General features: G+C 67.4%; 15 protein-coding genes. 6 read left to right on the forward strand and 9 right to left on the reverse strand.

Annotated features, from left to right (window positions below; genetic code table 11):
- Positions 1-157: 157 nt before the first annotated feature.
- Entirely contained in the window at positions 158-1,039 is an 882-nt protein-coding gene (locus ACFQ4G_RS14425; RefSeq protein WP_238204393.1) for a 3-hydroxybutyryl-CoA dehydrogenase, read from the forward strand.
- A gap of 102 nt (positions 1,040-1,141) precedes the next feature.
- Here ACFQ4G_RS14425 and ACFQ4G_RS14430 read toward each other — a convergent pair whose 3' ends face one another.
- From ACFQ4G_RS14430 to upp, 3 genes are all read right to left on the reverse strand, one after another.
- Entirely contained in the window at positions 1,142-1,426 is a 285-nt protein-coding gene (locus tag ACFQ4G_RS14430) for a hypothetical protein (protein WP_238204394.1), read from the reverse strand.
- Between the two features lie 94 nt (positions 1,427-1,520).
- Entirely contained in the window at positions 1,521-2,537 is a 1,017-nt protein-coding gene (locus tag ACFQ4G_RS14435) for an NAD(P)H-quinone oxidoreductase (RefSeq protein ID WP_238204395.1), read from the reverse strand.
- A gap of 110 nt (positions 2,538-2,647) precedes the next feature.
- On the reverse strand, positions 2,648-3,286 hold the full coding sequence (gene upp / locus ACFQ4G_RS14440) for a uracil phosphoribosyltransferase (RefSeq protein WP_238204397.1): 639 nt from the start codon (positions 3,284-3,286) through the stop codon (positions 2,648-2,650).
- Between the two features lie 206 nt (positions 3,287-3,492).
- Between upp and ACFQ4G_RS14445 the strand changes: the two genes are divergently transcribed.
- A complete protein-coding gene (locus ACFQ4G_RS14445; RefSeq protein ID WP_238204399.1) occupies positions 3,493-3,759 on the forward strand; it encodes a hypothetical protein in 267 nt (88 codons plus the stop codon).
- An 89-nt stretch (positions 3,760-3,848) separates the two neighbouring features.
- Here the strand turns inward: ACFQ4G_RS14445 and ACFQ4G_RS14450 are convergent, their stop codons facing one another.
- Positions 3,849-4,304, reverse strand: coding sequence for a DUF2852 domain-containing protein (locus ACFQ4G_RS14450; protein WP_238204401.1), 456 nt, complete (start codon positions 4,302-4,304; stop codon positions 3,849-3,851).
- Between the two features lie 83 nt (positions 4,305-4,387).
- On the reverse strand, positions 4,388-5,032 hold the full coding sequence (locus ACFQ4G_RS14455; RefSeq protein WP_238204403.1) for a TetR/AcrR family transcriptional regulator: 645 nt from the start codon (positions 5,030-5,032) through the stop codon (positions 4,388-4,390).
- Between the two features lie 196 nt (positions 5,033-5,228).
- Between ACFQ4G_RS14455 and zigA the strand changes: the two genes are divergently transcribed.
- Positions 5,229-6,449 (forward strand): zinc metallochaperone GTPase ZigA, encoded by a 1,221-nt coding sequence (zigA, locus tag ACFQ4G_RS14460; protein WP_238204405.1) that lies wholly within the window; start codon positions 5,229-5,231, stop codon positions 6,447-6,449.
- Positions 6,449-6,757, forward strand: a complete 309-nt coding sequence (locus ACFQ4G_RS14465) for a hypothetical protein (RefSeq protein ID WP_238204499.1) — start codon at positions 6,449-6,451, stop codon at positions 6,755-6,757. Before zigA ends, ACFQ4G_RS14465 begins: the two co-directional genes overlap by 1 nt.
- On the opposite strand, the gene ACFQ4G_RS14470 is transcribed toward ACFQ4G_RS14465, so the two are convergent.
- The 3 genes from ACFQ4G_RS14470 to ACFQ4G_RS14480 all read right to left on the reverse strand — a co-directional run bounded on the left by ACFQ4G_RS14470 (position 6,754) and on the right by ACFQ4G_RS14480 (position 8,838).
- Positions 6,754-6,957, reverse strand: a complete 204-nt coding sequence (locus tag ACFQ4G_RS14470) for a DUF1192 domain-containing protein (RefSeq protein ID WP_379040450.1) — start codon at positions 6,955-6,957, stop codon at positions 6,754-6,756. The two genes, ACFQ4G_RS14465 and ACFQ4G_RS14470, sit on opposite strands and share 4 nt — an antisense overlap.
- Before the next feature lie 26 nt (positions 6,958-6,983).
- The gene (locus ACFQ4G_RS14475) at positions 6,984-7,889 is read right to left on the reverse strand and encodes an alpha/beta hydrolase (RefSeq protein WP_238204407.1); all 906 of its coding nucleotides are present in this window, start codon (positions 7,887-7,889) and stop codon (positions 6,984-6,986) included.
- Positions 7,890-7,971: 82 nt separating this feature from the next.
- Complete coding sequence (locus tag ACFQ4G_RS14480; RefSeq protein ID WP_379040467.1) at positions 7,972-8,838, reverse strand: lytic transglycosylase domain-containing protein; 867 nt, start codon at positions 8,836-8,838, stop codon at positions 7,972-7,974.
- Between the two features lie 122 nt (positions 8,839-8,960).
- On the opposite strand from ACFQ4G_RS14480, the gene ACFQ4G_RS14485 reads away from it, so the two are divergent.
- Positions 8,961-10,589 carry an ABC transporter ATP-binding protein gene (locus tag ACFQ4G_RS14485; protein WP_238204409.1) on the forward strand — a complete coding sequence of 543 codons (1,629 nt, stop codon included), beginning with the start codon at positions 8,961-8,963 and terminating at the stop codon, positions 10,587-10,589.
- A gap of 21 nt (positions 10,590-10,610) precedes the next feature.
- Positions 10,611-11,831: a phosphopentomutase gene (locus tag ACFQ4G_RS14490; RefSeq protein ID WP_238204410.1), complete on the forward strand. Its 1,221-nt coding sequence runs from the start codon at positions 10,611-10,613 to the stop codon at positions 11,829-11,831.
- Between the two features lie 126 nt (positions 11,832-11,957).
- Here the strand turns inward: ACFQ4G_RS14490 and ACFQ4G_RS14495 are convergent, their stop codons facing one another.
- Positions 11,958-12,383 carry an acyl-CoA thioesterase gene (locus tag ACFQ4G_RS14495; RefSeq protein WP_238204413.1) on the reverse strand — a complete coding sequence of 142 codons (426 nt, stop codon included), beginning with the start codon at positions 12,381-12,383 and terminating at the stop codon, positions 11,958-11,960.
- Positions 12,384-12,452: the final 69 nt, after the last annotated feature.

A 12,452-nucleotide genomic window follows, 5' to 3' on the forward strand; every position in this document is an offset into this window, starting at 1 on the left:
TCTTTTCCGATTAAGCGCTCGTCCAGACTGCACGTCGCCGCGAAAATGCTCTAGGAATTTTGTGCGCCGCAAGTCATTGCCGGCGCCAACGCCTTGATCGCTAGGCGGGCGTTCTGCGGCCGAACCGGCCGCGCCTCAGGGGTGCGAGTTCTAAGCGATGGCCATCGAGATCAAGACCGTCGGCATCATCGGCGCCGGCCAGATGGGAAGCGGTATCGCGCATGTCTGCGCCATGGCTGGCCTGGACGTGCGGTTGAACGACCGCGACACCGCCAAAATCTACAGCGGGCTCGCCACCATCGACGGCAATCTGGCACGCCAGGTCTCCAAGGGGACGATCACCGATGAGCAGCGCCGCAGCGGCGTCTCCCGCATCCTGGCCGCCGAAAGTTACGACGACCTCGCGGCCTGCGATCTGGTGATCGAGGCCGCCACGGAGGACGAGGCCACCAAGCGCCAGATCTTCACGGCCCTGTGTCCCTCGCTCAAGCCCGATGCTCTGGTGGCGACGAACACGTCGTCGATCTCGATCACACGCCTTGCCGCGGCGACGGACCGCCCCGAGCGCTTTATCGGCATTCATTTCATGAATCCGGTCCCCGTCATGCAGCTCGTGGAACTCATCCGCGGGATCGCGACAGCGGACCCGACCTACGTCTCGGCCAAGGCCTTCATCGCCAAGCTCGGCAAAATCTCGACGATGTCGGAGGATTTTCCGGCCTTCATCGTCAACCGCATCCTGCTGCCGATGATCAACGAGGCGATCTACACGCTCTACGAGGGCGTCGGCTCGGTGGAAGCCATCGATACCGCCATGAAGCTCGGCGCCAACCACCCGATGGGCCCCCTCCAGCTCGCCGATTTCATCGGCCTCGATACCTGCCTGTCCGTGATGCAGGTGCTCTACGAAGGTCTGGCGGATTCGAAGTACCGTCCCTGCCCGCTGCTGGTGAAATACGTCGAAGCCGGGTGGCTCGGCCGCAAGACGAAGCGCGGCTTTTACGATTACCGTGGCGAAACGCCGGTCCCGACCCGCTGAGCCTGCCGGTCTCAGGGATCGCACAGCTCTTTCACCCACGAAAAAGCCGGCTCCGTGTGAACGGAGCCGGCTTTTTCTCGTCATGAGCCCTATTACGGGAGATCAGCGCGCGGAATTGGTGGACGGCTGGGTATTGGCCGGGACGGTGCTACCGGTGCTGGTTGGCACGTCCGTCTTCAGGCCGCTGTTCGGTTGGTTGCTGGCACCCGGATTTTGAGTGCCGGCGCTGGTCTGGCTCGCGTAATCCGGCCCGGACTTGGAGCCCTGCCACGTCATCAGGCCGACGATGGCCACGACCAGGAGTGCGAGGCTCGCCACCAGCACGTAGAGAACCGGCTTGCCCTTCCTGCCCTGGCGGGAATCCTGTCCGTGAAGTTGCTCTGCCATTTGGCCCCTCATTGATGGCGCCCTGAGCTCCCGGCCCGGACGCGTGACTCTGTGATGAGGGTCAAACGTCGGGTCGGATCGGGAGTTCCTGCGGTCAGCGGCCGGTCGTCAGCATGATCTTGCCGAGATGGGCGCTCGACTCCATGAGTTCGTGGGCACGTGCCGCCTCCTCCAGGGGGAACGTGGCGTGGATGATCGGACGGATCGTCCCCGATTCGAGAAGCGGCCACACGTCCCGCGCCAGGCCACGCGCGATGGCGGCTTTCTCCGGCTTCGGCCGGGCGCGCAGGGTGGCGCCCGTGAAGGTGAGGCGCTTCATCATGATCGGCGTCATGCTGAAGGCATCGACCTTGTAGCCCTGCATGAAGGCGATCTGGACGAGGCGCCCCTCGATGGCGAGCGCCGAGAGGTTCTTCGCCAGATACGGCGCGCCGACCATGTCGAGGATCACGTCGACGCCCGAGCCGTCGGTGAGGGCCTTCACCCGCTCGACGAAATCCTCCTCGCGATAGTTGATCGCCGCCTCGGCGCCGAGTTCGCGGCAGAAGTCGCATTTCTCGGCCGAACCTGCCGTGGCGAAGACCCGGGCGCCGTGATGCTTGGCGATCTGGATCGCCGTCGATCCGATGCCGCTCGATCCGCCATGGACGAGGAAGGCCTCGCCGGGCTGGAGACGGCCGCGTTCGATAACCGTGGAATAGACGGTGAAGTAGTTCTCGGGGATGCCCGCCGCCTCGACGAGGGACAGGGGGGCGGGGCGCGGGAGGCATTGCCCGACCTCGGCAACGGAGAATTCAGCGTAACCGCCGCTGATCGTCAATGCGCAGACCTCCTCGCCGATGGCGAAGCCCTCCGCGCCCTCGCCGAGCGCGACGATCCGGCCGGCCACTTCGAGGCCCGGTATCTCGGTGGCGCCCTTCGGCGGCGGATACTTGCCCTCGCGCTGCTGGATGTCGGGTCGGTTCACGCCCGCCGCCACGACTTCGATGAGGACCTGACCCGAACCGGGCCGGGGCAGCGGCACCGTCTCCAGCGTCAGGACATCGGCCCCGCCTGCTCCTGCGAACCGGATCTGGCGCATGGTCTCGGGCAGGTCTGGGCTTGACGTCATCGCATCACTTCTCCGGTTGGCGTGACCCGTCATGTGCGGCCGGAGCGCGTCTTGGCAAGGGCGAGTAGCCTCGGCGACGACACGTGCCCTCAAGGCGACGTCGTTCTACGTCAGCGCGTACCGTACATCCGGTCACCGGCATCGCCGAGGCCGGGCACGATGTAGCCGTGGTCGTTGAGATGGCTGTCGATGGAGGCGGTCCAGACCGGCACGTCGGGATGCGTCGCCTGAAGCTTCGCGACACCTTCGGGAGCCGCGAGCAGACAGACGAAGCGCAGGTCACGTGCGCCGCGCTGCTTGAGGAGATCGATCGCCGCGATGGCGGAATTGGCGGTGGCGAGCATCGGGTCGAGGACGAGGACGGTCCGGTCCGCGAGGTCGGACGGCGCCTTGAAATAATATTCGACCGCCTCCAGCGTGTCCGGGTCGCGATAGAGGCCGACATGCGCCACGCGGGCCGAGGGCACCAGCGAGAGCATGCCGTCGAGGAAGCCGACGCCGGCGCGCAGGATCGGTGCGAGGACGAGCTTCTTGCCGGCGATCTGCGGCGCTTCCATCGCCTGGATCGGTGTCTCGATCATCACGCGCTCCAGAGGCAGGTCGCGGGTGACCTCGTAGGCGAGCAGCATGCCGATCTCGTTGAGGATCTGGCGGAAGCCCTTGGTGGAGCGCTCCTTCTGCCGCAGCAGGGTCAATTTGTGCTGGACGAGGGGATGGCCGACCACCGTGACCGATGCCCGCGCGTCCATCCCCTGACTGCCTGTCCCTCGACCGCCCGCATCCTGCATCGCTCGCACTCCCCTGAGACCTGGCCATCCGATTCGAGACCGGGACCCGACCGGCGACGGCTGTTATGGCCCGCCATCTGGTGAAAGCCAGGTGAAGGCACGTACCGACGCCAAGAACGAGAGTGAGACCCGGCCCCCCGATGACGTTCTTTCAACGACGATCGCCGATGAGCAAGTCCGCCCGGAACGACAGGGTTCGCTATCGCGCCACCTTTCTCAACACCCTCGGGACATCCCTGGTGATGATCGGCTTCCTGCTGCCGGGCATGCGTCTCTACGAGGGGTACGACCATCGGCTCACGCGGTCCGAGGCATGGGCGGTTTCGCTGAAATTCCTGCAGACCGAGCCGGGCGCGGTCAGCATGTCGGCGCTGATCATCGGATTCTGCCTGCACTTCATCGCGCTGCATCACCTCAGGAAGCTCGAGGATTGAACCCAGAGCGGGCCGGCGATCCCACCACGCATGAAAAAGGCCCCCGGCCACATGGCCGGGAGCCCTCGATTCTCGGCGTATGGCAGCGCTCAGACGCTCTGCGACGGTCCGCCGTTGCCGCGCTTGGCCATGAAGGCGTCGAACTGCTCGCGATCCTTGGCGCGCTTCAGCTCGTCGACGAACTCGGCGAAGGCCCGGCTCTCTTCCTGCAGCGCCTTGCGCTGGGCATCGAGCCTGTCGAGCTCCGAACGACGGTACTCGTCAAAGGCGAGGTTGCCGGTGCCGCGCAGGTCGGCCGCCTCGAAGGCCCGGGCGAAGCGCGACTTACGCATACCGGCCTGCCAGTCGGCGCCGCGGCCGACCATGCCACGCAGTTCGGAGAGCGCAGGGTAGCCCGCGACCTTCCAGGCGATGTAGGCCGCCGCCAGCGGCCACCAGTAGATGAATGCGACGACGACGGCGCCGATCTCGAACGAACGGCGGGGAAACGGACCACTGCGGCAGGCTTTGCCGGTGGCCCAGGGGGAGGTCGAGGAAAAGCTCACGGCTCACAGCTCCGATGTTAATGTGAACCACATTTACTTGCGGATGCAGGAGCGTGCTTTCAAGGGCCGGTCCGGGCCGGTTCTCAACCTGAGGCTCGCGGGCCTCCGGCGCCGTGGACGAAGGCGAGCACGCCCGCGCGCAGCAGCTCGTACTTGTCGGGCATTCCCGGCCCTTTCGGCAGGTGTCCCGATGCGGAAAGGGTCGAGAGCCCGTGCGAGAGGGCCCAGACTTCGAGGGCGATGAAGCGCGGCTCGACGCCTCCGAACCCTTCCGGAAACGTCGATTTCAAGGCTTCGAGCAGGAGGTCGAACGGGCTCGGCCGCGCGGGCGCATTGGAGGGATTAGGGCTCGCCGTCATGGGCGCGCCCCGCGTCTCGAAGATCGCGGCATAATAGCCCGGCTCCTCCTCGGCGAAGGCGAGATAGGCTTCGCCCATCCGTGTGAACCGCTCCAGAGGCGTGCCGCGCGAGGAGAGGGACCGGGCCAGTCGCTCGGCGAGATCGGTGAAGCCACGCCCGGCCACTTCTTCGAGCAGGGCCTCGCGTCCCCGGAAATGGCGGTAGAGCGCGGCCGGGGTCACGCCGACGAGGCGGGCCGCATCGACCAGGGTGAAGCCGCCGACGCCCCGCTCGGCGATGAACCGGCGCGCCGCCTCGATCAGCGCCTCTTTGAGGTTGCCGTGATGGTAGCTGCGCCGGTCTCCCGGTCCTTCACGCCAGGGTCGCACTGAGTTCCATCCTCGACCGATTTCCCGGCACGCTCGCATGCAGGTTGCGAACACGCCGAGACGCGCCCTCCCCTAACACGCGAGGGCTGCTTTTCGACCCCCTTCTGTCTACCGCTCGACAGAGATTTTCCGTCATCGGTTGACAGTCGCGATCGATTGAAATGTAACAGTATTACATTTCAATCGTGAGCTTCGGATGTTACAGCGCGATCCCAGACTGCCCGTCACCGTCCTCTCCGGCTTTCTCGGCGCCGGCAAGACGACGCTGTTGAACCATGTCCTCAACAATCGCGAGGGCCGGCGCGTCGCCGTGATCGTCAACGACATGAGCGAGGTGAACATCGACGCAGCCCTGGTCCGCGAGGGCGGGGCGAACCTGTCCCGCACCGACGAGCGGCTGGTGGAGATGACCAACGGCTGCATCTGCTGCACCCTGCGCGACGACCTCCTCGCCGAGGTGCGCCGCCTCTCCGAGGAAGGACGGTTCGATTATCTCCTGATCGAAGGGACCGGCATCGCCGAGCCTCTGCCCGTGGCGAGCACCTTCTCCTTCCGCGACGAGGACGGGGCGGCCCTCAGCGACGTCGCCCGCCTGGATACGATGGTCACCGTGGTCGATGCGGTGAATCTCCTCCGCGACTACGGGTCGAGCGCGTTCCTCCGCGACCGGGGGGAGACCGCCGGCGAGGAGGATGCACGGACCCTCGTCGATCTCCTGGTGGAGCAGATCGAGTTCGCCGACGTGATCGTCGTCAACAAGGCCGACGATGTCGGCGAGGATCAGCTCGCCCTGGTCCGCGCCGTCGTGCGCGGGCTCAATGCCGATGCCCGGATCGTCGAGGCCGCCTATGGCCGGGTGCCGCTGGGCGACATCCTGGAGACGGGGCTCTTCAGCGAGGAGAAGGCACAGGAGCACCCGCTCTGGTTCAAGGAACTCTACGGCGCGCATGAGCATGTGCCCGAGACCGAGGAATACGGGATCGGCTCCTTCGTCTACCGGGCCCGACGCCCGTTCGATCCGCGGGCCTTCCACGCCTTCACCAAGGCGACATGGCCGGGCCTCATCCGCGCGAAGGGCCATTTCTGGCTCGCGACCCGGCCCGACTGGGTGGGCGAATTCTCCCTCGCCGGTTCCATCGCGCGGGTCTCGCCGATGGGGGCATGGTGGGTCTGCGTGCCGAAATCGCGCTGGCCGGACGACGCGGAGTGGCGCACCCACCTCGCGGAGAACTGGAGCGAGGCCTGGGGCGACCGGCGCCAGGAACTCGTCTTCATCGGAACGGGGCTCGACCGCGAGGCCATCACGAAGGCCCTCGATGCCTGCCTCGTGGGCGCGGAAGACGTGGCGCATTTCGATCCGGCGCCATACCGCTCCCTGCCCGATCCCTTCCCGGCATGGCGGCGCGAAGCGGCGTGATGGCGTTCTTCTCGCTGAAAGACTCCCGCACCCGCTCGGCGGCACGCTCGGCCGTCGCGGCGAAGCTGAAGGAAGAGCTTCGCGCCGCCCTGTCGCTCGGCGAGGACGACATCCTCGCCGTCAACGAGATCGCCTGCGCCGAGCCGGGCTGCGCCGATCGCGAGACCATCGTCCTGGTGATGCGGGCCGGCGAACCGACCCGCGCATTGCGGATCGCGCATGGGATGGAAGCGGTCGGGCCGGACGACATCGCCCGGCTGGGCGCCGAGGAGCGTGCCTTCCGGCGTGAAGCCGTAGCTCGGGCCTAGAGTTTGAAGATCGACGACGCCCGATCCAGCGCCGTCTTCTTGGCGGATCGCGCCGCCTCCAGTCGCTCGATCTCGGTCTGCAGCAGCGCGAGGCGCTGCGTGATCTCGTCGACCGAGAGCGTGTCGAGGCTTTCCCCGATCACGTGGGAGACCGGGCGTTTCGGCCGGTCGGTATCGTCGTCGCGCATCGCTTCGTTCACCCTCGCTCGTCCTCGGACCGGCAGCTCTAGCGCGAGACCGCCCGCGCGCGCTGCCGGTCGCCGGCATATTGCTTGAGGAAGGTCGTCATCTCCGACAATTCCGGCGCCTTCGAGCGGAAGGTGACCGAGAGCGCGAGCAGCGTGTCGGCATGGTCGAGGCCGGAATAGATCCGCTCCTGCACCGGGACGCGAACCGTGCGCAGGCGGGCGGCGAGGCTCTGGGTGTTGCGCGGGCGGACAATGGTGTCGGCGTCGCCCGAGGCGAGGAAGGCCGGCGGCGAATGCGGACCGGCGAAGGTGATAGGCTGGGTTTCGGCCGGATCGGGCGCCTCTCCGAAGAGGTCGCGGGAGGTATCCTGGTCGAAGGGGTAGAAATCGTAGGGTCCCGACAGGCCGGCCACTGCACGGATCACCTTCGGATCGACGCCGGCCTTGCGCAGGTAGCGCGGATCGAGTCCGAGCATCACCGCATTGTAGGCTCCGGCGGAATGACCCGCGAGGACGATGCGGCGCGGATCGCCGCCATATTCGGCGATGTTGTCGCGGACCCAGGCGATGGCGGCGGCACCGTCATCGAGGAAATCGGGGAACCGCACTTCCGGATAGACGCGGTAATCGGGAATGACGGTGACGAAGCCCTGCGCCGCAAGCGCCTGCCCCACGAACTCGTAATCGTCCTTCGCGCCGGATTTCCACGAGCCGCCGTAGAAGAACACCAGCACCGTTGCATCCGTGGCGCCGCCGACGGGCGTGAAGACGTCGAGGCGCTGGCGCGGATGGGTCCCGAAGGCCGCGTTCTTCTGGACGAGTCTCCCGCCCGGGTCGCGGGGGCCGATCGCATCGAACAGGGCGAGGGGCGAACAGGCCGTGACCGCGAAGGCGGCGAGAGCGAGGCAGACGAGCGTGGCGAAAGCGGCGAAGGCGCGGGTCATGCATCTCTCAGACGGGGAAACGAACACCCGAATGACACGCCCGTCGCGGCGGATTCATGACCGGAACGGGGAAATTCCCATTTCAGGTCCGCAACACGATGCAGGCACCCCCGGCCTTGCGGATCCGACCGCACAGAATGTCGCCCGCCGCCCTGCTCTCGGCCGGAATGCGGATCCTGTAGAAGGCGCGCGTCCCGCGGCTCCGCAGGCGCGTCCCGATGATCATCGGGCGTACCTCGCCGATCACCCCGGCATAGAGGCTCCTGGTGCGGGAAAAGCTCTGCAGCGCAAGGGATTTCGAGAAGTTGCCGGCGAGCTGGATGCCCCAGGGCGCGGCCGGCCCTTCGTTGCCGCCGAGCGCGAAGCGATCGCCGCGGGAGGGAATGCGCAGGGCGGCCGTGACCTGGAGGCAGGTCTTCGGCGGCTCCCCCTTCGTTGGTTCGCTCTCATTGCTTCCCGCTTCGGCGCCATTCACGGCAGCGCCGCCCCGCCAATCCTCCGCCGGAGCGCCGGTGATCGCCAGGACGTAGGCCCGTGTCTCGGCGGGGAGGCCGCCGGTCCCGGCGAGCCAGCCCGAAACACGGCCCGCGCCACCGTTATAAGCCGCCGCAGCGAGGCCGAGATTGCCGAACTGGCGGTTGAGATCGGCGAGCAGGTGCGCCGCGTGCGGGATCGCCTGCTCCGGATCGAACGGATCGGTCAGCCCGCGTTCGCGCGCCGTACCCGGCATGAACTGGGCGACGCCCTGCGCACCCACCGGGCTCACCGCGGTCACGCGGAAGCTGCTCTCCCGCCAGATCAGCCTCGTCAGGAACGGCACCGGCAGGCTGCGGGCCCTGGCCGCATCCTCGATGAGGCGGCAGAGAGCCTGTTCCACGGTCTCCGTCGCCACCTCGGCCGAGGCGGGCGTGGCGGCGAGAAGCGGGAGCAGCAGGGCAAGGCGGCGCAGGGATGTCACGCGGCGTTTGTAGTGGCGTCTCGCTCCGGATCAATCGCCGTTCGCCGATCACATCGCGCCGCGCTATAAGGACAGCGATCCTTCTTCCATCCGGACCCGGTGCCAGCACCTCGATGACCGACACGCTTCTCGACGTTCAGGACCTGTCGGTCGCGTTCCGGTCGCGGGACCGCGAGACGCTGGCGGTGGACCGGGTGAGCTTCACCATCGACGAGGGCGAGACGGTGGCCCTGGTCGGCGAGTCCGGGTCGGGCAAGTCGGTGACGGCCCTGTCGATCCTGCGGCTCCTCGACGGCAGCGCCGTCCATCCCGGCGGCCGCATCCTGTTCAAGGGGCGCGACATCCTGGCACTGCCGGAACGCGAACTGCGCAAGATCCGCGGCGCCGACATCACGATGGTGTTCCAGGAGCCTATGACTTCGCTCAATCCGCTGCACACGATCCAGCGGCAGATCGGCGAGGTCCTGGAGATCCACCGCGGTCTGTCCGGCCGCAGGGCGCGGGGGCGCATCCTCGAACTCCTCGAACTCGTCGGCCTGCGCGATGCCGAGCGGCGGATGGGCGCCTATCCGCACGAATTGTCAGGCGGTCAGCGCCAGCGCGTCATGATCGCCATGGCGCTCGCCTGCGAGCCCGACCTTCTGGTGGCGGACGAGCCGACGACGGCCCTCGACGTCACCGTCCAGGCACAGATCCTCACGCTGCTGGCCGATCTGCAGAAGCGCCTCGGCATGTCGATGCTGTTCATCACCCACGACCTCGGCATCGTCCAGCGGATCGCCTCACGGGTCTGCGTGATGCTCGCCGGCCGCATCGTCGAGGCCGGCCCGGTGGCCGAGATCTTCGCCGCTCCCAAACACGAATATACGCAACGCCTGCTCGCCTCCGAGCCGAAGGGGCGTGCGAATCCGGTGGCGGCGGATGCGCCGCGCCTGCTGGAGGCCGGTCCGCTCAAGGTCTGGTTCCCGGTCCGAGAGGGGCTGCTGCGGCGCACGACCTTCCACGTGAAGGCGGTGGACGGCGTCTCTCTCGCCGTCCGCGAGGGCGAAACGATCGGGATCGTCGGCGAATCCGGTTCCGGCAAGACGACACTGGGCCTCGCGCTCCTGCGCCTCACCGGCAGCGAGGGGCCGATCGTCTTCCTCGGGCAGTCCATCGCCGGGCTCGGGCCCGGGCCGATGCGTCCGTTCCGTCGCGACATGCAGGTCGTCTTCCAGGACCCCTATGGCTCGCTGTCGCCGCGCATGACGGTGGCCGATATCGTGGCCGAAGGTCTCGTGGTGCAGGGGGCGGTGAAGTCCCGGACCGAGCGCCGGGCCGTGGTCGCCAAGGCGCTCACCGATGTCGGCCTCGATCCCGCGACCATGGATCGCTACCCGCACGAATTCTCCGGCGGCCAGCGCCAGCGCATCGCCATCGCCCGCGCCATGGTGCTGAAGCCCCGCTTCGTCGTCCTCGACGAGCCGACCTCCGCCCTCGACCGCTCGGTTCAGGCGCAGATCGTCACCCTGCTCCGCGACCTGCAGCGGGAACGCAAGCTCGCCTATCTCTTCATCAGCCACGACCTCAAGGTTGTGCGCGCACTGGCCAACTACGTGCTGGTGATGCAGAACGGCAAAGTGGTGGAGGAAGGGCCGGCGGAGGCCATCTTCGCCCGGCCCCAGACCGAATACACCCAGGCCCTGTTCGCCGCCGCTTTCGACCTCAACTCCGCGACGACCGAAGACGTCGTGCCGGCCTGAAGACAACGAACAACGAGTACGATGGCGCGCGTCCTCCTGATTGTCCTCGATTCGGTCGGCATCGGCGGCGGCCCGGATGCGGCCCGCTACGGCGACGAGGGATCGGACACGCTCGGCCATATCGCCGAGGCCTGTTCCCGAGGCGCCGGAGACAGGGAGGGCCTTCGGAAAGGGAACCTGCATCTGCCCAACCTCGCGCGTCTCGGCTTCGGTCTCGCGGCAGCGGGCGCGAGCGGCCGGGTTCCTCCCGGTCTGGAACCCATCGGCCCCTTAGCCGGCGCCTACGGCCATGCGGTTGAGACCGCCCCCGGCAAGGACACGCCTTCGGGCCATTGGGAGATCGCGGGAGCGCCGGTCATCGAGGAATGGGGCTACTTTCCGGATACCCTGCCGGCCTTTCCGGCAGCGCTCACCGAGGCGCTGACCGCGCAGGCCGGCCTGCCCGGCATCCTCGGCGATTGCCATGCGGCCGGCGTGCCGATCATCGAACGCTTCGGGGACGAGCATGTCCGGACGGGAAAGCCGATCTGCTACACCTCGGCCGACAGCGTCTTCCAGATCGCTGCGCACGAAGAGACGTTCGGGCTGGAGCGGCTCTACGAACTCTGCCGGATCGCCCGCGACCTCTGCGATCCCTACCGTATTGGTCGCGTCATTGCCCGGCCCTTCGTCGGCTCGGCGGAGACCGGGTTCAGGCGGACCTCGCGCCGCAAGGATTACGCGACGCAGCCTCCCGGCGAGACCCTGCTCGACCGGCTCGTGACGAGGGGCCGCCCCGTCGTCAGCGTCGGCAAGATCGGCGACATCTTCGCCCACCGGTCCACCGGGCAGGAGATCAAGCCGGCCGGCAACGCCGCCTGTCTCGATGCGGCACTCACCGCGTTCCGAGACTTGCCGGAGGGCGGGCTCGTCTTCCTCAACCTCGTGGATTTCGATACCGAATACGGTCATCGCCGTGACGTGCCGGGCTACGCTGCGGAGCTCGAAGCGTTCGACGTCCGGCTACCGGAGATTCATGCGGTACTCGGCCGGGGCGACGTCTGCATCGTCACCGCCGACCACGGCAACGACCCGACCTGGACCGGCACGGAGCATACCCGCGAGCAGGTGCCGATCCTCGCCTTCGGGCCGGCAGTAAGGGCGGAAGCCCTGGAGCGCCGGAAGACCTTCGCCGATATCGGCGCCTCGGTGGCGCACCATCTCGGGATCGGAGAATTGGAGCGGGGTGCGTCTTGGTGGTGAAGGCTCGTAGGTCCAAGGTCTCGAAGCCGGTTCGACACCGGTGTTCCTACCCGAAACCCTCATACTGAAGTCGAGACAAAGAAAAGGCCGAGAGCCTCTTCGGGATTGCGCGGATCACACCAGCCCTCACACCTCCCAGCTTTCCTCCAGCTCCGGCGGGATCGGCCGCGGACGCCGGTCGCTGCCGATGGCGACGAAAGTGAAGAGGCCCTCCGTCACCTTCATCGTGCTCTCGCCCTCGCGCTCGCGGCGCCAGACCTCGACTTGGATGCGGAGGGAGGTCCGGCCGACCTTCAAAATCCACGCATAGATGCTGACTTCGTCGCCGACGATGACCGGGCGATGGAAGGTCATGGCATCCACAGAGATCGTGGCGCATCGCCCCCGAGCGCGGCGGGCGGCGACGTTGCCGGCCGCGAGATCCATCTGGCCCATGAGCCAGCCGCCGAAGATGTCGCCGGCCGGATTGGTATCGGCCGGCATGGCGATGGTGCGGACAACCGGCGCTCCCCTATCGGTCGGCTGCTGGGATGGCGCGGACTGGGTCGTCATGGTCGGGAGTGCTCCGTTCACCTCACGACGCGACTTCGCAAGGGACGCGCCGTCCGCGTCATCGTTCGA

Source organism: Methylobacterium marchantiae, assembly GCF_042679825.1.
GTDB classification, from domain to species: Bacteria; Pseudomonadota; Alphaproteobacteria; order Rhizobiales; family Beijerinckiaceae; genus Methylobacterium; species Methylobacterium marchantiae.

Coding starts and splice junctions, on each gene's coding strand:
- ACFQ4G_RS14485 (WP_238204409.1), top strand. CDS start 8,961: ATGACCGACACGCTTCTCGACGTTCAGGACCTGTCGGTCGCGTTCCGG.
- upp (WP_238204397.1), bottom strand. CDS start 3,286: ATGGACGCGCGGGCATCGGTCACGGTGGTCGGCCATCCCCTCGTCCAG.
- ACFQ4G_RS14430 (WP_238204394.1), bottom strand. CDS start 1,426: ATGGCAGAGCAACTTCACGGACAGGATTCCCGCCAGGGCAGGAAGGGC.
- zigA (WP_238204405.1), top strand. CDS start 5,229: ATGTTACAGCGCGATCCCAGACTGCCCGTCACCGTCCTCTCCGGCTTT.
- ACFQ4G_RS14465 (WP_238204499.1), top strand. CDS start 6,449: ATGGCGTTCTTCTCGCTGAAAGACTCCCGCACCCGCTCGGCGGCACGC.
- ACFQ4G_RS14495 (WP_238204413.1), bottom strand. CDS start 12,383: ATGACGACCCAGTCCGCGCCATCCCAGCAGCCGACCGATAGGGGAGCG.
- ACFQ4G_RS14435 (WP_238204395.1), bottom strand. CDS start 2,537: ATGACGTCAAGCCCAGACCTGCCCGAGACCATGCGCCAGATCCGGTTC.
- ACFQ4G_RS14425 (WP_238204393.1), top strand. CDS start 158: ATGGCCATCGAGATCAAGACCGTCGGCATCATCGGCGCCGGCCAGATG.
- ACFQ4G_RS14445 (WP_238204399.1), top strand. CDS start 3,493: ATGAGCAAGTCCGCCCGGAACGACAGGGTTCGCTATCGCGCCACCTTT.
- ACFQ4G_RS14490 (WP_238204410.1), top strand. CDS start 10,611: ATGGCGCGCGTCCTCCTGATTGTCCTCGATTCGGTCGGCATCGGCGGC.
- ACFQ4G_RS14475 (WP_238204407.1), bottom strand. CDS start 7,889: ATGACCCGCGCCTTCGCCGCTTTCGCCACGCTCGTCTGCCTCGCTCTC.